The 18078-nt window shown below is 71.6% G+C and carries 15 protein-coding genes; 11 read left to right on the top strand and 4 right to left on the bottom strand.

All coding sequences use genetic code 11. The features are described from left to right. The first annotated feature begins 176 nt into the window (after positions 1 to 176). Together AB0F04_RS35060 and AB0F04_RS35065 are read left to right on the top strand one after the other, a co-directional pair. The gene (locus tag AB0F04_RS35060) at positions 177 to 782 is read left to right on the top strand and encodes a class I SAM-dependent methyltransferase (protein WP_362049570.1); all 606 of its coding nucleotides are present in this window, start codon (positions 177 to 179) and stop codon (positions 780 to 782) included. A gap of 3 nt (positions 783 to 785) precedes the next feature. Then, positions 786 to 1838, top strand: a complete 1053-nt coding sequence (locus AB0F04_RS35065; protein WP_362049573.1) for a hypothetical protein — start codon at positions 786 to 788, stop codon at positions 1836 to 1838. A gap of 25 nt (positions 1839 to 1863) precedes the next feature. Here the strand turns inward: AB0F04_RS35065 and AB0F04_RS35070 are convergent, their stop codons facing one another. The 4 genes from AB0F04_RS35070 to AB0F04_RS35085 all read right to left on the bottom strand — a co-directional run bounded on the left by AB0F04_RS35070 (position 1864) and on the right by AB0F04_RS35085 (position 3605). Then, a complete protein-coding gene (locus AB0F04_RS35070; protein ID WP_362049576.1) occupies positions 1864 to 2085 on the bottom strand; it encodes a hypothetical protein in 222 nt (73 codons plus the stop codon). Between the two features lie 315 nt (positions 2086 to 2400). Then, complete coding sequence (locus tag AB0F04_RS35075) at positions 2401 to 2676, bottom strand: hypothetical protein (protein ID WP_362049579.1); 276 nt, start codon at positions 2674 to 2676, stop codon at positions 2401 to 2403. A gap of 119 nt (positions 2677 to 2795) precedes the next feature. Beyond that, entirely contained in the window at positions 2796 to 3035 is a 240-nt protein-coding gene (locus tag AB0F04_RS35080) for a hypothetical protein (RefSeq protein WP_362049582.1), read from the bottom strand. A 285-nt stretch (positions 3036 to 3320) separates the two neighbouring features. Next, positions 3321 to 3605 carry a hypothetical protein gene (locus tag AB0F04_RS35085; protein ID WP_362049585.1) on the bottom strand — a complete coding sequence of 95 codons (285 nt, stop codon included), beginning with the start codon at positions 3603 to 3605 and terminating at the stop codon, positions 3321 to 3323. Positions 3606 to 3865: 260 nt separating this feature from the next. Between AB0F04_RS35085 and AB0F04_RS35090 the strand changes: the two genes are divergently transcribed. From AB0F04_RS35090 to AB0F04_RS35130, 9 genes are all read left to right on the top strand, one after another. Beyond that, complete coding sequence (locus tag AB0F04_RS35090) at positions 3866 to 4162, top strand: hypothetical protein (RefSeq protein ID WP_362049587.1); 297 nt, start codon at positions 3866 to 3868, stop codon at positions 4160 to 4162. Between the two features lie 898 nt (positions 4163 to 5060). Next, on the top strand, positions 5061 to 6473 hold the full coding sequence (locus tag AB0F04_RS35095) for a hypothetical protein (protein WP_362049590.1): 1413 nt from the start codon (positions 5061 to 5063) through the stop codon (positions 6471 to 6473). A 27-nt stretch (positions 6474 to 6500) separates the two neighbouring features. Continuing rightward, complete coding sequence (locus AB0F04_RS35100) at positions 6501 to 7748, top strand: hypothetical protein (RefSeq protein WP_362049593.1); 1248 nt, start codon at positions 6501 to 6503, stop codon at positions 7746 to 7748. Further along, positions 7745 to 10351: a hypothetical protein gene (locus AB0F04_RS35105; RefSeq protein ID WP_362049596.1), complete on the top strand. Its 2607-nt coding sequence runs from the start codon at positions 7745 to 7747 to the stop codon at positions 10349 to 10351. Before AB0F04_RS35100 ends, AB0F04_RS35105 begins: the two co-directional genes overlap by 4 nt. After that, the gene (locus AB0F04_RS35110) at positions 10348 to 11679 is read left to right on the top strand and encodes a hypothetical protein (protein WP_362049599.1); all 1332 of its coding nucleotides are present in this window, start codon (positions 10348 to 10350) and stop codon (positions 11677 to 11679) included. The genes AB0F04_RS35105 and AB0F04_RS35110 overlap by 4 nt, the downstream gene beginning before the upstream one ends. Next, on the top strand, positions 11679 to 13286 hold the full coding sequence (locus tag AB0F04_RS35115; RefSeq protein WP_362049602.1) for a vWA domain-containing protein: 1608 nt from the start codon (positions 11679 to 11681) through the stop codon (positions 13284 to 13286). Before AB0F04_RS35110 ends, AB0F04_RS35115 begins: the two co-directional genes overlap by 1 nt. Further along, positions 13283 to 13960, top strand: coding sequence for a 4Fe-4S single cluster domain-containing protein (locus tag AB0F04_RS35120; protein ID WP_362049604.1), 678 nt, complete (start codon positions 13283 to 13285; stop codon positions 13958 to 13960). The genes AB0F04_RS35115 and AB0F04_RS35120 overlap by 4 nt, the downstream gene beginning before the upstream one ends. Then, positions 13950 to 15359 carry a hypothetical protein gene (locus AB0F04_RS35125; protein WP_362049607.1) on the top strand — a complete coding sequence of 470 codons (1410 nt, stop codon included), beginning with the start codon at positions 13950 to 13952 and terminating at the stop codon, positions 15357 to 15359. The genes AB0F04_RS35120 and AB0F04_RS35125 overlap by 11 nt, the downstream gene beginning before the upstream one ends. Continuing rightward, complete coding sequence (locus AB0F04_RS35130; protein WP_362049610.1) at positions 15356 to 17989, top strand: AAA family ATPase; 2634 nt, start codon at positions 15356 to 15358, stop codon at positions 17987 to 17989. The genes AB0F04_RS35125 and AB0F04_RS35130 overlap by 4 nt, the downstream gene beginning before the upstream one ends. The last annotated feature ends 89 nt before the right edge of the window (positions 17990 to 18078 follow it).

The following is an 18078-nucleotide window of genomic DNA, read 5'->3' on the forward strand; positions in this document are numbered from 1 at the left end:
TCAGGTGCACGCTGCGTGTGGCACGGGGAAGACGATGATTGCTGCGGCGTCAGCGAAGCGGCTGGTGCCCCGCGGGCGGGTGCTGGTGCTGGTGCTATGACGAGACGTACGACTCCGACACGAAATACCAATCCTGGATCGCCAGCCTGAACGCACGGCTTGAGAAGGGGAGCAGAGTGCTGGACCTGGGCTGCGGCAGCGGAGCGCCGGTCGTTCGTGACCTTGTGGCGGCAGGACACCACGTCACCGGCGTCGACATCAGTGAGGTGCAGATCCAGCAGGCTCAGAAGCTCGTGCCGCAGGCCGACTTCATCATGGCCGACGCCACCTCGGTGGACTTCCCGGGCGGATCCTTCGATGCCGTCGTGTCCCTCTATGCCCTCATTCACATTCCACAGGACGAACAGCTTCCGCTCCTGGAGAGGATCGCCACGTGGCTCCGGCCCGGCGGCTGGTTTCTCTGCAGCACCGGTCAGCATGAGTGGACCGGCATGGACGAGAACTGGCTGGACAGCGGGGTTGCCATGTGGTGGAGCCACGCAGATGCCGACACCGATCGTGCCTGGATCACCCGCGCGGGACTGACGGTTGAGCAGGAAGAATTCGCCCCCGAAGGGGGACGGCGGGCATGCGCTGTTCTGGGCACTACGTCCGCTGTGACAGAGCAAGCGAGCGGCATCCGTCAGCCGGCCGGCGGCCGGGCAAACCCCCAGCGAGTCAGGCCCCGTCCCGGTCCCAGGACGGGGCCTATCCCAAATGTCACTGGCGGCGGCCACACTTGAGCCATGACGCTCGACCGTGCCGATGCGGCACCGCCACTGCTCATCCCCTCCGGGGCTGCGTTCAACCCGATGGTGTTGGACCGGCGGATGCTGCTGCCAGTCCTCGACACCAACGCGCTGCTGGTCGAAGCCTGCGCTCTGGCCAAGAGCGGCGACCGACAGGACCGGGTCACAGCGCTAGCCGTCACCGGCCGCGCCACCCCGTACATTGCGGCGCACGTACCAGGCGAAGTCGACGAACACCTGGCCAAGGTGGCTGCCGACTTCGAGGTGTCGGAACATCAGGCGCGTCGCGTGCTCGATCAGCAGATCTTGCCGACCCTTCGAGTAGTCGACCTGGAGATCCGCGACCATCTGGCCCCGCAGACCCGGCACATTCTGCGAGTCGATTCCACGATGCCGCGGAGGTATCGGGGTGACCCGGACGACGCGTCTACCATGGCGCTCGCGGAGTTCCTGGGGCCGTGCGTCATCGTCTCCGCGGACAGTGTCTTCTCCCGCTTCGGGTTTGCCGTCATGGACTGGATCCCCGTCGCCGAGAGCGTGCTGCGCTTGGCCGGTCTGGAGGCCACCGCCGCGAACGCGCTGGTACTCATCGACATTGCGTTCCAGTTGTTCGGTGTCGGTGTTCACCGCCTGAGGGTCCTCGCCGCGCGCAACCCGCTGGTCGCGACGGCCGCCGTCGGCGGGCTGCTGTGGTGGTGCCACCGTCACGGCTACCTGACACGCGACAACTGGAGACGTCGCCTGTCGCAGGTAGGGGGTATGGCGAAGCCGCTGCTGGAGCTGACGCAAGCCGGGATGACCGAGCACCAGGCGCTCAGTAACTCGCTTCTGGTGGTGAAGCCGCCGGCCTGCCCCACCAGCGAGCAGCTCGCGGCCCGGTACCTCGCGCGCTGCGGCTCGGCACTGACGCCCGGCGAGCTACGAGACGCGCTCGCTCGACGAGGCCACACCATCTCCGCCGCCCAGTTGAAGCGGGCCATGCTCGCCCACAGGGCGTTCGTTCGCGGCCCCGGCGATCTGTGGACCGTGGGTCGCCCCGTGCTGACGTAGCAGGTCCGCCGCCTATCGATCAGCGTCAAGCCGTGAGGACGTCCCGGAGCTCCCGCATGGCGCCTTCGTGGTGGTGCTGGGCGGGGATCGCCTCGAACAGGTCCAGGGCGCGGCGGCGGACCAGGCCGGTGCGGTAGTCGACGGGCAGCGCCGTCAGGGCAGCGACTGTGCGACGGCACGCCTCATCGCTGTCGCCGTCGTGATGGGCGCAGGCGACGCCGTCGATGTTCAGCAGGGTGCGCGTCATGGTGCTAGTTGGCGCGGACAGCTGCTGTCTCTCCCGGGCGCGGCGGGTGTCTCCGAGGGTGGGGAAGGCGTGGCTTCTGCTCGCCGTACGTCAGCCAGGTGTCCGACCGTTCGCACTCAGGGAGCCGATCCATAAGTGCATCCGTGTCGGTCAGCGCCTGGCGGGCATGCTCGGGCTGGTGGTTGAGGGCACAGCCAAGGACGTTAACGCCCTTGGCCTGCACTCAGCGAACCCTTTTCCTCTCCCTGCGGGGGCACTGAGTCTCGGCACTCACGCGTTGTCGGTTCTCATCGACATTTTCGAGCCAACTGATCGCTAAGTGCTGTCCAAACCCGTCGATAAACGTTGCCTGCTCTCGCTTACTGAACCAGCCGTGTCCGTCTCGGCGTCGAGCGGGGTTTCGACGCCTGCGAAGAGGGTGTCGACGTAGGTGCCTTCGGCGTCGTGGAGGTGGGCCGACCAGGGCTCGGTGTGCTCGGCGGCGGGGCGGTCCGCGTGCTCGGCAGCGTGCATCAGGAGGTGTGCGCTGGTGTAGGCGGATCCTTCGTCGTCGGGGGCGTCCGGATCGGCCATCATGATCAGGAACGTCACTCCGCGGTCGCCGCCGAGGTAGGCGCGCCGGCCGCGCCGGGCCAGTTCGGCGATGAGCAGGTCGCCTTCGGTTGGGGCCCGGGACGGCCGCTGCCACGTCGGCCCGCCCCGGGGAGCGGTCAGAACGGGAGCGGCGCCAGCACGCTGGATGCCTGGACGGCTTCGACACCGGCCGGGCTGAACTTCAGCGTCTGGAAGGTGGTGGTGACGCCGTTGTCGTGCTCGGTGCGGATGCGCAGCGTCGCTTCACCGAACTTCAGGGCGAGGTTGGCCAGGTCGACGATCCGGTCCAGGTGGTGCCCCAGTGGCCCGTGCCGATGACGCCGTATTCGCGGTAGGTCACGTCGCCCATCGCCCACGTGTGGCTGCCGCGGTACTCGAAGGTGTTATCGAGGTTGACGGTGCCGATTCCGCCGTCCGTCACCGCGGCGACGATCGGCAGGAGGGCGGGAGTGGAACGGCGCAGCATCAAAGGCTGCCGTGCAGGCGAGAGTTCGGGGGTGCTGGCCAACCCCGACCAGCAAGAGAAATATACCGCACTTTCATCACTCACGGGAAGGGGGCACACCACTGCCCCCGACAGCACGGCGGCCGCGCCCGGACATGTGTCCCGGGGCGCGGCCGCGAGCCGGCCAGGGCAGGCGTCACGCGGTGAGCGTGACGTCGGTGGTGTCGATGACCCGGCGGATCGGGATCGGTGCTCCCTTCTTCCGCTTGGGGGCGGGCTTGGGCAGCTCCCGCACGGGCCGGAAGACGGTGCCCGTCCGGCCGGTGACGTCTCGCCAACGGGCCTCGAAGGATTTGCGCTGCTTGTCGACCACGCCGGCGGGGGCCGCGACGAGGAAGGCTTCGGCGGAGGGCAGGCCGTCGGTGGGCAGCAGGCAGTGGGCGCGGCGGATGTGGGAGTGCTCGCCGATGGTGAGCTTCACGTCAGCGTTCTTCGACGCGTAGCGGCGGACGAGCATCTCGGGCGGTGGATCGGTCGCCGACCCATACGGTGCGCAGGGAGCGCCAGGACTGGCCCTTCTTGACCTTGCCGCGGCAGCCCTCGGGGCCGGAGCACCAGGGCGGGTGCTTGATGTACTCCTCGGTCTCGGGGTCGGTGTAGCCGCCCGGGGGGGTGGTTGCGTCGACAGCGGGCGGTGCGCTTCATGTGGCACCACCACTTCGGGCGGGTGCACTTCTTGCCGTGGTGGGTTCGGCACTCCTTGGTCCGGCCGATGAAGGTCATGCGGCGGATTTCGTAGACGGCGTACTCGGCCTGGTCCAGTGCGGTTTCGAAGGTGGTCAGGACGGGGTTGTTGCGGCCGTCCTCGGCGAGCCGCTGGTAGAGCGAGCCGGCCGGGCCGTACAGCGACATCTGCTCGTTGAGGGCCTGGGACACGAACTCCATGGGAAGTACCTCGGCGGCGACGTGCGGGTGTTCGCGCAGTCGCTCCTCGTGCCGGTCGCGGGAGGCACAGACCCCGCTGAAGGGGCACTGTGAGCAGTAGGACTTTTTGATCTTCTCGCCGAGCTGGTCGTACACGTAGGCCTCGACGGCGGCCCGGTCTGCCTCGGCTAACCCGCCGTTTTCCCCGCGCGCTCGGCATGCACGCGTGGCGGTACAGGGCGGCAAGACCGTCCCCTGAGTCACTCCCGTAACGGAAGAGCGATCCGCCCCAACCGGAAAAGGGAACAAAAGTTCCCCGTACTGGCGTGTTGCAGTTCCGGAATTCCCCGCCAAAGGGCATCCCACGGCCTGCACTTGTGCCATTATGAGGCCCTCCGGAGCGAGTGCTTCTGGCTGGCGTGCGTGCGGATGGGGATCCGCTACGACGCTCAGGGGGATCAAGCGACGGCCCACAGAGATCTTCGGCCGTCGTATCGGGGGGAGTGGGGTGACGGAATCTCATGTCGATCAGGCATGCCCTGTGTGCAGAAATCCCGGGGAAGTCGGTGAGTTCTGCGGGGTCTGCCAGTGGCGTTTGCGGGACGACCGGGTCCTCGGGGAACTGACCGAGGAGGACGTGGCACAGTCCCGCTCCGCACTGCAGGCGGCCGGACACGCGTGGGACGTGCGAGCCGCGACCCTGTCGAGCCGGGCGCCGAACGGCCGGGCCGACGCGGACGGCGACCAACTCGCGGACGTGATCCGCGGCGGGCCCTGGAGACCGGAAGGAAAGGCGCCGGCCGGAGCGCCGGATCTTTCGTACGGGCGCGGTGACCCCGGTTCGCAGGACGGCGCGGAATTCCTTGACGACCTGTTCGCCCGGCGCATCATGGAATTACTCTTCATCGAATTCACGCCCGACGAAGTGAATGTGATCAAGGTGGCGGTGGGGGAAGGCGGACTTCCCCGGCAGGCTGACGCGGGAAGTATGCAATGGCCCTCTCTGGCACCCATGATCGATTCCCGTGACAGCATCCGCCGATTCCAACTCGCAGGCGGTATCGGAACACTGCCTCCCGTATCCCGTAGGCAATTCGACACGACCGTTCTGCATTGGCTCAAGGCCTACATCCCCCCTTCGTACGAGCAGTCCGTCGTACTGCTGACCCCCCGCACCGGATGGGTCCTGCTGGAGCGGGCCGCGGCCGCCGTGCGTACCGCCTACACCCTCCGAGCCGAACTCGGGCGGGGCAGCGCCGTCGACGCGGACTGCACAACCTCACAAGCTGTACGAGAGGTGCTGCGCACCGCGCCCCTGCTCGCCGACCACACACTGGTACTGGCCCGGGCCGACCGGTCCACCGGTGCCGTGCGGACGCACAGCCACGTGCTCTTCCCGGCGGGGCGCCGGCTCCGCCGTGGTGAGACGGCGGTCGCGGACGTCACCGTGCACGGCGGGGTCACAGGCGCCGAGCCCGTGCGCCTGCCGGTCTTCGCGGGCAGGCCAGCGGCCGACGGCACCGGAGCCGAGCCCCTGACCGTGCACGAGGTCACCGTCGCTGCGCTGTCCCAGGTCCGGTTACGGTTCGTCCTGCGCGGACCCGGCGAAGTCGAACTCGTCACCCCGCAGGAAGGAAGCGCGCACGCGCCGAGAAGACCGGCCGCCGTCGACGTGCCCGCCTTGCTCACCCGCCTGCCCCACCGGATCCTCCGCCCGCCGAGGCTCGAGGTCTTCCTCACGGTCGAACTCAGCGGCGCGGACCGGGACGAGACGCAGGAGCGGCTGGCGTTCGCCCGGGACCTCCTCACCACACTGTCCGGGCAGGACGCTTCAGGTGCCGCGATCCGCACCGGGGCGATCGGTCACTACGACCACGAGATCCACGAGAACGGCTACACCTCCCGGCGCACCCTCCTGCTGCCACCGGTCCCCGCCGGACCCGCCCCCGCCACGCTCACCGCCCTGGCGGGCTGGCGGCCCGCCAGGCGCGAACAGGACATGGCCTCCTCACTGGAAGACGCGCTGCGGGCGGTACTTCTGCTCGTCGGCGCGGCCACGGGCAGCTCCGAGGACGTGCGGCGCGTCCTCCTGATCGTCGCTCGCCGCCCGCCCGGCCAGCCCCGACAGCACGGCATCATCCCGGCCTGCCCGCTCGGCGCCGACTGGCGAACGGAACTCGGCCGCCTGCGCTCCGCCGGCGTCAAGGTGATGACCAGGGCCGATCCGCAGACCGGGCCGCCACCGCAGGACCACCCGGGCATCGCGGCGCGACGTTACACCGACGCGGCCTGGGCCGAACTCTCCGCCGAGGGCACCTTCCGCCCCGGCCAGGACTCGGCGGCCGATGTCGCCAAGGCGCTCGTCCCGCCCTGGCGACTGGAGGGGCCACCCTGCCGTCTGGCCTTCGCCACCCCCCTGCTCTGAATTCCTTTTCCGCACGAGGAGAACGTCATGGCCCCAGAGTTCTTCAACCCCAATGAGGACAAGCCCGACGGCGGCCCGAGCGGCACCGGCACCCCGGCTGGCGGTCCGGCCGGCCCACAGCCCGCCGAAGCCGCGCAGCCCGCCGAGCCGGAGCAGCCCGGCACCCGGTGGTCTCCCCGCGTAGTACCGCCCCAGGCCCCCGGACGGACGGACGCCGGCCCCGCGCCGGCCTATCCGTCCCAGCCCACCCTCCCGCCGCCGATGCCACCCGTGCAGGACGGCAACCTCGAACCTCTGCGGATCCCCACAGCCCCCCAGGAAGACGGCACCGCCGCGGACCGCGTACGCATCGGCCTGTGGGGCGCGCCGCGCTCCGGCAAGACCACGTACCTGGCCGCACTGCCCATCGCGGCGATGCAGTACCAGCGCCACGGGCAGGGCAACTGGCTGATCAGCGGCATGACCGCGGAGGCCAACACGTTCCTCAGCGACAGCGTGTCCAAGCTTGCGATCCAGCGCGAGTTCCCCGGCGGCACCGTGGCTGTCACGGGCATGAGCTGGTCGTTCCAGGGCCAGGAACCCGGCACCGGGATGATGCGCAGGCGCACCCGGGAACCGAGCTTCGTCCTGGAGATCCAGGACGCGCCGGGCGAGGCGTTCCGGCCGAACAACCCCCTCCAGACCCAGGTGGTCGACCAACTGGCCCGCTCCCAGGGCCTGATCTACCTGTTCGACCCGCTCGGCGACGCCCAGGAACTGACCCAGAGCCTGACCTTCTTCTACTCGACGCTGAACGAACTGAACACCCGGATCAGGGACGCGGGCGGCCACTACCGGGGCCGGCTGCCGCACCACGTGTCGGTCTGTGTCGCCAAGTTCGACCACCCGGACGTCTTCCGGCCCGCCGTGGAAGCAGGCTGGGTCACCCAGGACACCGTCGGCTCCCAGCTGCCGCGCATACCCGAGCACCTCAGCGAGCGCTACTTCCAGTGGCTGTGCGACGAGTTCCGCGGCTCCACCGCGCGCCTGGTGCGCGACGGGCTCGCGAACTTCTTCCACCCCGACCGCATCACCTACTACGCGACGTCCGCCATCGGGTTCCGGCTGAACCCGCAGCACGTCTTCGACTACCGCAACTACGCCAACGAGGAGATCGTCGACGGAGTGCGCCGGATCTGCACCTCCCCCGAGCCGATCAACGTGCTGGAGCCGCTGACGGACCTGGAACGCAAGATCCGTACCGTCCGCGACGCCCGCAAGGGGTGGCGGCGGTGAACGAGGAGCAGGGCCAGGACCGGCTGGCCGCCCACTGGGCCGTGCTGGGCAAGCACCCGGGCCAGGTCATGGGATACGAGGTGCTGGACGGCAGCCTGCCCCCGGACCGGGCCGAGTCCTACCTGTGGGCTGCCGCCACCGGCACCCCCGAGAGCCGCGAACCGGCGGCGGCACTGCCCTGGCGTGTGTTCCTCGGCAGCGTGCGCACCGACCCCACCCCGGTCTGCGCGACCGTCGAGACGACCTGGGACGGAAGCCGGGACGGGACCGGCGCCCCCAGTTACACCTGGCGACTGTTCCTCCTCGACTGGTCCCAGGCAGGCGCTGCCCGGCTGACCTGGTCCGCGCTGGACCAGGCGCTGCCACACGACGGCCAACCGCCGACCAGCGGGAGGCCGGTGCCCCTCTCCCCGCCCCGGCCGCAGGCCGGGCAACTCGCCGCACAGGCGGAGGAGCTGGGCTTCGAATGGACAGCACGCGTCGCCGCCCTGCTCCTGGACAACCGGCGGGTCGCGATCGTCCCGCCCTCCGGGACGACACTCCCGGAGGTCACCGAACGGGTCCGTGTCCTCGACGCTGTCTGCGCTCTCCTGCCGTACGGCTGCCGCGCCTGGCTGAGCGGTGCGACCTGGGCCGGGCAGTCCGACCACGCACTGCGGCTCGTCTTCACCGCCACCCCTAAGACCGGGCAGGTGGAGGTCTGGCCGGGCACCGGCAGCCCGCCCGACCCGCAGGGCACCGCCGCCCGCACCTACCTGAGCGAACTGCTCCGGCTGCGGGCGAAACCCCGGCCCACCGCCGAACTGGTCGAGCACCTGCTGGGCTGGACCGAGGTCATCCCGGTGCAGAACCCGGCCGAGGCACTGCGGGCGCTGCGCGATGCCGACCTGCTGGACTCCGTGATCGAGGCCGTCCGGCAGGGCCGCGGTGACCTGCACGACGTACAGCGGCTGTTGGAGCGGTACCCGGTGGAGTCCCTCGGCGAGGTGCGACTCGCGGTGCTCCTGCCCTTCCTGGCCCGGTGCGCGCAAGGCCCGGAGGGCGGGCCCGCGCGTGCGCTGCTGCTGCGGCACTGGAGCCGGTCCCTCCCGCACCTGCTGGCCGAGGACGTCGTCGCGGGCGGCGGGACAAAGGAGTCGTTCGAGCGTGCGCGGGGCCATCTGGGACTGATGCACGCCCTGGAGGCCGAACGGCCCGGTGCACTCGACGAACTGCTGACCGCTCTGGTGTCAGCCCCGCAGCACAGGCCCGAATGGACCGGATACCTCGTCTACTGGGCGGAGCAGACGTTCGGCCGGGCACCGGAGGCCGCCGACACCCTCCTGATCCGTTCCCGCGAGGCGGGGCTGGCCTGGCTCAGCAGCTGGCTGGAGGACAGGACACGCGACCTGGCGCCGCTCGTGCGGCTGGCGACGCGAGCGGTCGGCGGCGCCTCGGGCGGCGTCACCGGATGGCCGCGGTTCGCCGCGGCCCTCACCGGACGGGCGGGCTTCGCGCAGGCGACGGCGGAGGACGCCGAAGAGTTCGTCGGAGCACACGACGACGCGTGGGAGACCGCCCTTGAACTGGCGACGGCCGAGGGACGGCCGGAGGTCGTCGATCTGATGTGGCCCCGCCTGCGCGAAGTCGCCCGAAGCCGGGAGGCGTCCGCACGGCTGCTGCCCGCGCTCGACAGGCTCGCCCCGGCCGAGGGCGCGAGCCTGGCACCGGAGGTCGCGGCGGACGCCGACCTGCTGCGCGCTCTGCACGCACACGCGGCGGACGGCTCCAGGATCCCGTCCGGGATGCCCCGCGCCCGACGGCTGACCGACACCCGTGCCCAGGAGGCGTACGCCGCGGCCCTGAGCCGGCGTGTCGACACGGACCAGACCTCCACAGCGGTGGCGGTCGAAGCCCTGCTCGGTGACGAGCCGGATCCGCACAGCTGGCGTGTGCTCCAACTGCTGATGGCGCAGCGGGTCTCCACCGAATCCCTCGTCCGGGACGGCCTGGCCCGACGGCTCACCGAGGCGCACGCCCGCTGGCTCCGCCTCGACCTGCCCGACCACCTGGTGCGGGACCTGAGCCGGCGCCACCACCTCAGCTGGCTCACATCGGTGTGGGAATTCGGCCGCGCGGTGCGTGAGAAGCAGCCGATGGACCGGTTGGCCCGGCTGATCGCCACCGCCGCTCCCGGCGGCAGGTTCAGCCCCCAACTGCTCTCCGCGATCGCGGACTTCATCCGGGCCAACGGCCCGTGGATCGCCTACTCCCTCGCGGCGCCGCTGCACCGGACGGCACCGAACCTCGACCTGGTCCTCTACAGCGCGCTGCGCCGGAGCGAGGGGACCCGGGCGGTCGCGGACCTGCTGGACCGGTTCCACGCGGAGGAGACCTACCAACACCAGCGGCTCCACGGTGCGCTCACCGGCACGCCGCCCACCACGGCACCGCTCACCGCCCTGCCACCGGCCGGTGCGCCGCCGGTGACCGCTCCCGCGCCGCCGCAGACAGCTTCGCCCCAGACCGCCGCACCCCTGCCGGCGGCGCCGCAAGGGACGGGCCACAAGGCGCGGTGGCCTGTGTTTCGCCGCCCCGACTGGTTCCAGGGCATGCGGCGATGACGACTCCCACGGCCATCGCCATCGACCCGGGCGGCCGCTTCACCCGCGTCGCCCACGTCGGCTCGGACGGCACACCGGCCCTGGCCGCGCTGCCCGGTGAGGTGCCGGGGGAGGGCCTGCCCGCTTCCGGAAACACGGCAGGCCACCCTGCTGCTGCCCTTCGGGCCGCGTACGCCGTGTACCGCGAGCACTACGGCACCCCCGAGCAGGTGGTACTCGTCGTCCCGCAGCACGATCGGGCCACCCACGCGCGCCGGGCGACCGACGTGCTGACCGCCCTCCACGGCACCGACCCCATGCCGCGGCTACGGACGCTGAGCCACCCGCACGCGGTCCTGGCCCTCCTGCGGCACGCGGGCACGGCGACCGCACACCGGTATCTGGTGTGCGACCTGGGCGCTACCGCAGTGGAGGTATCGGTGTGCGCGCTCGCCCCCGGCTCGGTGGCGGTGACCGGCACGGCACGCCAAGCCCCTGGCGACGGCTTCGCCGCCGGTTTCGACACGGCGCTGCTGACCGGCGCCGGGCTGCCGGACGACGAGGCCACCCGCCTGGCGCTCGCGCGGGCCAGAACCCGGGACGGCGCGGAGCAGCGACTCGATGTCGCGCTCGGTCACAGCGCCCGCCGTCCCGGGCGGTACGACGACACCGTGGTCCTCGAGGTGGCAGGTGGAGAGATCACCGTCGGGGTGCTCCGGCGGGCCCTCGACCGGCTCATCGCAGGGCTCGACGCCGTGCTCGACGAGACGGGGGACGACTCGGCGCCGCCGCTGATCGCGGTGGGCGGCGTGGCGCGGTCGGGTACGCTTCTGCGCCACCTGACGCAGCATCACCGAGCGCCGGTCGCGCTGCCCGGCGGTGTGGACCCCGCCCTGGCGGCCTCGTTCGGCGCCGCGCTGGTCGCCGCTGGGCGGGTCGACCCCGCCGACCGGTATCCGTACGCCGTCTACGTCGGCACCCACCGGACCCTGGGCGGCGAGATCGAAGCGGAGGATCTGCTGGTCAGCCCGGCGGGAGCGCTGGAACCGGGCGGGGCGACCGTCTTCGCCGAGACCGGCGGCCGGCGCGTCCGCGTACGGACCAGGCCGATCGGCTCGGGAGCCGCGCGACCCGTGCGGATACACGTACGCGACGCGCGGGGCGGCAACGCGACACAGATCGGAACTCTGACGGTCCCCGCGAGCGCCGAGGGAGCCCGTTACCACGTCGGCGTCCGAATCGCCGTCGACGGCACCGCCCGTCTCGTCCTGCACCCGCTGGGTTCCGGGACGCCCAGTGAACACCCGCTCGGCGCCCTGCCGACCGACATCGAGGGAGCTCGTTCGTGATGTCATCCGCCGGGGGGCCGTCGGCCGTGCCCCCGTCCAAGGAAACGGCCGGCCTTGCCCGGCGCCGCGCCGGGCGAGCCCGGGGCGCCTTGGTGGCCGCGAGCCTCCTGGCCCTCGTGCCCCTCGCCGCGCCCACGGCGTCCGCCGACACCGCTCCGTCCCGGGCCGAGATCTACGACGCCCTGGGACTGGACGAACAACCGGCCGACTACGTGGTCCTCGTGGACACCTCCGGCTCGATGGCGAACAAAGGCCGGTACAACACCGTCCGCTCCACCCTGCGCCAGTTCCTCGACGGTCTGTCGGCCAAGGACCACATCGCGCTGTTCACCTTCGACTCCAGCACCGAGCCGCGCTACGTCGGCTCGGGCGGTGACACCGACGCCATCATGTCCCGGCTGCCCGCGTCCCCCGACCCCGACGGCGAGACGGACGTCGGGTCGGCCCTGAACAGCGCGCTTGGCGAACTCGAACGGGACGACGCCGCCGAGGTCGCCTCGGTGGTGCTGCTCACCGACGGCGAGCACAGTCCGCCCAAGGGATCGCGCTACCCGAAGTCGACCGGTGCGGCCTGGACCGACCTGCACGAGCGGGCGCAGGACATCGGCAAGGGCACCGAGCTGGCCGGATACGCCCTGCCGTTGGGCGACGGCGCCACCGGTGCCGAGCTGCTGGGGGAGGTCGTCGACGACACGACGGTGCTGCGCCCCGACAGCATCGAGGACCTCGGCGGATACCTGAAGCGGGCCGGCGACGGTGCCCGGGCGCGCAAGGCGGGACTCCTGCTCGCGGGCGACGAGGGCGAGGGGATCACCGCGTCCTGGTCCGACGGCCCCCGCCGCGACATCACCGGCGGCTCGGTCACCGCGCGCCTCACATTGCGCTCGACGGCCCGTCACGTGCCGTTGAGCGTGAGTGGCCTGGACGTGTCGGTGCCGGGCGACGACCTGCGGATCTCCGGCCTGCCGTCCTTGGTGACCCTGGGCCCGGGGGAGTCCCGCACATTCCCCGTGAGGGTGCGCGGCACCCTCTCGGACGGCCCGCTGCCGTTCCGCCGGGACCGGGACACCGACGCCCGCCTGAGCGTGGCCGGACGTGTCAGCTCCGACTGGGAGCGGCCGCTCGCCGCGGACGTGCGCCTGGACGTACCGCGCCGGGTCCAGGTCACCGGCGCACCGCTGCCGCTGCGGGCCACGGTGGGATCCGCTGCCCTCCTGCCCGCCCTCCTCACGGGAATGTTCGCCGTCCTGCTGGCCTGCTGGCTCCGGTGGCGGCGTACGAACCGGCCCCGGCTGAGCGGCGAGTTGCTGCTGACCCCGGTCTACGGCGGGCAACTGCCCGACCGGATCCAGCTCAACGGGCGCCGGGTGGACCTGCGCCCACACGCGGTCGGCGGACGGGGCTCGGTGCGCGGACGGCGCCGGTCGACCGAGCAGGGACCGCGGGTCGATCTGCGGATCCGCTACACACCGGACGGATCCGCCGGCCGGGAGAGCGACGCCACATGCGGGCCCGGCGGTCAGGTCGTGGTCAACGGAGTGTCGTTCACCTATCTGCCCGAGCGGCGTGCCGACGGCGTCACCTCCACGGGCGGGCGGCCGCGATGACCACCACGGTGCTCAACGTCGCCGCCACACACATCGGCACCGAGGCGCTGGGGCCGGGCGTACGGTCCGTCGTCTGGGTGCAGGGATGTCCCTTCCACTGCGCCGGCTGCATCGCCCCGGACTGGATCCCGGACCGTCCGGCACGGCACGTCGCGCCCGGCGCGCTGGCGGCGGAACTCCTGGCCGACCCCCGGGTCACCGGTCTCACCCTCTCCGGAGGGGAGCCGATGCAGCAGGCCGGCGGCCTGGCCGAGCTGGTCTGCCAGGCCCGGCTGATCAGGGACGTCTCCGTCATCTGCTTCAGCGGGCACCGTCTGGAGCACCTGCTGACCCGGCCTCCCTCGCCCGGCGTACCGGACCTGCTCGCCGCCGTCGACGTGCTGATCGACGGTACCTACGTAGCCGCGCTGAACGACGGCCGGGGCCTGCGCGGCAGCTCCAACCAGCGGATCCACCACCTCACCGACCGCCTGGCGGTCCACGGGCACGAACTGGCTCAGGGGCCCCGCACCGCCGAGATCGCCGTGACCGGCCGGGAGGCCCTGCTCATCGGCGTACCACCCACCGGGCTGCTCACCGCGTTCGACAGCGCGGTCGACGCCGTCCGCGCCTCTACGCCACCCCGCACGTCACCCCGTACGTCCCCAGGAAGGAAGCACCACCATGAGCGGTAGGAAGCGCATTCAGGTCGACGAGTCGGAGTGGTACCGCATTCAGCGCAAGGCGCAGCAGCTCAAGGAGGTGCAGCGCAACATCCCCCGGCTGATCGAGGACGTACGGTCCCAGACACGCGCGGACATCGACCGCACCTTCGCTGGTGTCCAGCAGCGACAGCGCCGGCACGAGGAAGCCGTTCGCGCGCTCAGCGACCAGACCCGGCAACTGGAGGCCGACACCACGCGCCGGCTCCAGCAGCAGGCCGCGGACCTGCACCGCTCGCTGGACGAGACCGCCGGCCGGATCCGGGAGGAGACCCGCCGGGAACTGGCCCGGCAGCACGAGGAGACCACGCGGGCGCTGGCCGCCGAACGTGCCGAGCGCCGCGCAGAGATGACGAGGCTGTCCCAGGACATCGAAGTGATCAAGGCGGGCGAGGCGCGCGCCGAGGAGATGGTGCGGGCCTGGCTCGCGGACGCTCGCACGATGGCCGCACTGATCGCCGACACTCTGCCGCACGAGCGGTACGCGCCCGGCGCACTGAACCGGCTGACCGGACGGCTCGCCACCGTGGAGCACAACGTGGCGGAAGGCCGGTTCGAGGCCGCCCTCGCTGTGGCACAGGAGACCTTCCACTCGCTGAGCGACCTGCGGGTGGACACCGAGCACCGGGAACTGGAGCGCTGCTCGGCCCAGTCGGAGGCGGTCGAAGCCCTGGTCCGTGTCGAGAGACTGATCGCGGGCAATGAGCAACGGCCGGTCATCGGGCCGGACGGTGAGGCACTGGCCGGGTACAGGCTGGACGTCGTCCACTGGTCGGAGGGCGAGTTCGACGAGCTGCGCCAGGAAGCCGCCGACGCCCTGGCCCGGGCCCGCGACGACGTGACGGACACCGACGAGCTGCGCGGCCTGCGCGACCAGGAGGCCACCCGGCTCGAGCAGGCCCTGGGCGGCACGGTGGAGCGGGCGGGCATGCGTCACCTCGCCTCGCAGATCCGGGTCAACCTCGCCGACGCGGTGGCCCAGACCCTCAGCGATTACGCGTACTACGACCTCGTCGACGGCAAGTACGAGAACGCCGACGCCCGCGGCAGCTACTACGCCAAGCTCCGCAACGGCGCCAACGGCAACGAGATCGTGGTGGACGTCTCCCAGGCGGAACGGGATTCGGACCAGTGTGTGATCCGGGTGGTGTCCTACGACCACGATGTCACGGCCGAGGCCGAACTCATGGACCGTGTCCGGGCCATCCAGCAGGCGCTCGAGGCGGACGGCCACCGTGTGTCGGCGCCGGAGTGCGAGCCGGACACGCCCGGCGGCGGTCAGTTGCCCACCCCGCGGCCCGCTCCCCACCCCACCCCGCGCCCCGCTCCCCGTCCCGCCGAGCAGAGGCAGTCGAGGAAGGCGGCAGAATGACCGCGACGGCTGCGGAGACACCGTCCGTGCCGGGTCCCACGACGGAGCGGCTGGACCCGGCCGCTCTGCACAGCGGTGAGCCGTTCACCGTCCTCTACGGACCCGGCGTGGGGGATGTCTTCGTCGACAGCGCCTACCAGGTGTGCGTCCTGGAACAGGCCCTGTGGCGGCTGCTGCGGGCCGAGGGCTTCGAGCGGATCGTCTTCAGCTCCCTGGACCATCCGGTGTACTTCCGTGACCGCGCCTCCCGCGACCTGTCCCGGCGCGCCCCTGCCCGGGCAGCCGCGGCCTCCCGGGCGCCGGACCGGCGCACCATGCGTCATCCACAGCTCAGGGGCCCACTGGACGGGCTGCTGGTACGGGACTTCACGCCCCGCGCCGGCCCGGAGCCGCATCCCGCTCCACCGCCGCCCGGCGGCAGCGGTGGCGGGGCGGCGCCCCCTGCGCCGTCGACGGGGATATCCGACCCGTTCGGAGTCATGACCCTCACCGGCTATCTCCGCCAGTCGCGGCACCGCACCGCCGTGGTGTTCTCCCAGGCCGAGGAGATCCTGCACCACACCAGGGCCGCACGGCAGCTGGCGGGCGCCATGGAGCGGTGGGCGCACCACGGCGACGACCGCAACCTGTGGATTCTGGTCTTCCGCAAGGCGACCCTGGGCGACGTGGCCGAGTTCCTGCGGGTGCGCGGGAGCTTCCCGTTCCTGGAGACCTTCGTGAATGACCAGCGGGCCGCGCCGGGACGTGGCGGCACCTTCCGGGTCGGCCACCCCGAGGCCGCCGAGCTGGAACGGCTGATCCACACGGTGCGGCTTCGGCAGGATCTGCGCATCGCCGACTGGGTGGAACTCGACCCGATCGTCAAGGCGATGGCGGCCCACCCCGGCAAGGCCCTCACCTGGCAGTCGCGGCTCGCCCGACTGGCCCGACAGGGCGGGACGCTGAGCCGGGACACGGTACGGCAGTGGCTCGGCACCGTGTCCGCCGACGGCCGCACCCCGTGGGAACGGCTGGAGTCCATGCCCGGAATGGGCATGCTCTTGGAACACTTCGAGCAGCTGCGGGCCGAGACCGAGGCCGCGGCGGAACTGCGCGCCCTCGGGCGGGCCACCGGCGCGGAGCCGCCCGCCCTGCACCTGGTGTTCACCGGAAACCCGGGTACGGGAAAGACCACGGTGGCGCGACTGGTCGGTGAAATGTACCGGGATCTCGGCCTGCTGAGCCGCGGTCACTTCGTCGAAGCGCAGATGAGTGACCTCGTCGCCGGATACGTCGGCCAGACCGCCCAGTTGACCAACGCGACGGTCGACCGTGCCCTGGACGGGGTGCTGTTCATCGACGAGGCGTACGGACTGAGCGACCAGCGGGACGGATTCGGCGACGAGGCGATCCAGACGTTGCTCAAGCGCATGGAGGACGACCGTGGCCGGCTGGTCGTGATCGTCGCCGGATACCCGGGGAAGATGAAGGAGTTCCTCGCGGCCAACCCCGGCCTCGCCGGCCGGTTTCCGCTGGACAACATCCTGGAGTTCCCCGACTACGCCCCCGGCACGCTCCAGGCCATCCTGGAACGCCGGCTGGCGGAGCGCGGTCTGCTGCTCGCTGAGGGGACGGCGGACCGGCTGCGGGAGATCGTCGCCGAGATGTACCGGACCAGGAACCCGGACTTCGCCAACGCCCGGGAGATGCGCACCCTCGCCGACGCCGTCGCCAAGCAATGGGCCCGTCGCGTCCGGCGCGACGTCGGGGAGCCGGTCACCGCCGAGGACATTCCCGATGCCTACCGCGCCTACCTGCCCCGCCCGGCACCCGACCCGGCGGCCCTCCTGGCCGAACTCGACGACTACGTCGGCCTCGGCCCGGTACGGGAGGTGCTGGAGAACCTGGCCAACAGACTGAGGATGCGCCAGGAGTTCCGCAAGCGGGGCCCTCTCCTCCCACCCCACATGCTGTTCACCGGGCCGCCCGGAACGGGCAAGACCACCGTGGCCCGGCTGATCGGGGCGCTCTTCCGCGACCTGGGTCTGCTGCGCAAGGGCCACGTCATCGAGGCGACCAAGGCCGACCTGGTCGCGAGCTACGTGGGCCAGACCGCTCCGCTGGTGTGCAAGGCCGTGCAGGACGCGCTGGACGGTGTGCTGTTCATCGACGAGGCCTACAGCCTGGTCCGGGACACCAAAGGGCACGGCGGGTTCGGCGCCGAGGCCATCGACACCTTGATCCGGGAGATGGAGCACTGGCGGGGGCGCCTGGTGGTGATCGCCGCCGGCTACCCGCGGGACATGGACGAACTTCTGGCCTTCAACCCGGGCATGCCCTCACGCTTCACCGAGCGGGTGCCCTTCCCGGAGTACTCCATGGCGGACCTGGTCGAGATCCTGAGCAGGATGGCCGCCGCCGAGGGCTACACCCTGGCCGAGGGGGTCCCGGAGCGGGCCGCGCGCTGGCTGCGAGCCGCCCGCCTCGCCGATCCCGCCGCCTTCGGCAACGCCCGCACGGTGCGCGGACTGCTCGGCAGTATGGAGGGCCGGATGGCCGCCCGCTACGCCCGGGGAGAAGCCACCGGCCCCGAACTCCGGCCCGACGACGTCCCGCCCCCGCCACCCGTCCACCGGCACGAAGGGTTGTGAACCGTGCCGGGCCGGCTGTCGGACGGTTGGGCGTTCCAGCGGTGTCGAGCAGCCGGGGCGGCCTGCACGGCCGGGGCGCGGTGGGGGAC

The organism is Streptomyces sp. NPDC029041 (assembly GCF_040637515.1).
GTDB lineage: Bacteria > Actinomycetota > Actinomycetes > Streptomycetales > Streptomycetaceae > Streptomyces.

Excerpts from the sequence above, each read along its gene's own strand:
- AB0F04_RS35095 (WP_362049590.1), top strand. The coding sequence starts at position 5,061 with ATGATCGATTCCCGTGACAGCATCCGCCGATTCCAACTCGCAGGCGGT.
- AB0F04_RS35120 (WP_362049604.1), top strand. The coding sequence starts at position 13,283 with ATGACCACCACGGTGCTCAACGTCGCCGCCACACACATCGGCACCGAG.
- AB0F04_RS35100 (WP_362049593.1), top strand. The coding sequence starts at position 6,501 with ATGGCCCCAGAGTTCTTCAACCCCAATGAGGACAAGCCCGACGGCGGC.
- AB0F04_RS35115 (WP_362049602.1), top strand. The coding sequence starts at position 11,679 with ATGTCATCCGCCGGGGGGCCGTCGGCCGTGCCCCCGTCCAAGGAAACG.
- AB0F04_RS35125 (WP_362049607.1), top strand. The coding sequence starts at position 13,950 with ATGAGCGGTAGGAAGCGCATTCAGGTCGACGAGTCGGAGTGGTACCGC.
- AB0F04_RS35110 (WP_362049599.1), top strand. The coding sequence starts at position 10,348 with ATGACGACTCCCACGGCCATCGCCATCGACCCGGGCGGCCGCTTCACC.
- AB0F04_RS35070 (WP_362049576.1), bottom strand. The coding sequence starts at position 2,085 with ATGACGCGCACCCTGCTGAACATCGACGGCGTCGCCTGCGCCCATCAC.
- AB0F04_RS35130 (WP_362049610.1), top strand. The coding sequence starts at position 15,356 with ATGACCGCGACGGCTGCGGAGACACCGTCCGTGCCGGGTCCCACGACG.
- AB0F04_RS35065 (WP_362049573.1), top strand. The coding sequence starts at position 786 with ATGACGCTCGACCGTGCCGATGCGGCACCGCCACTGCTCATCCCCTCC.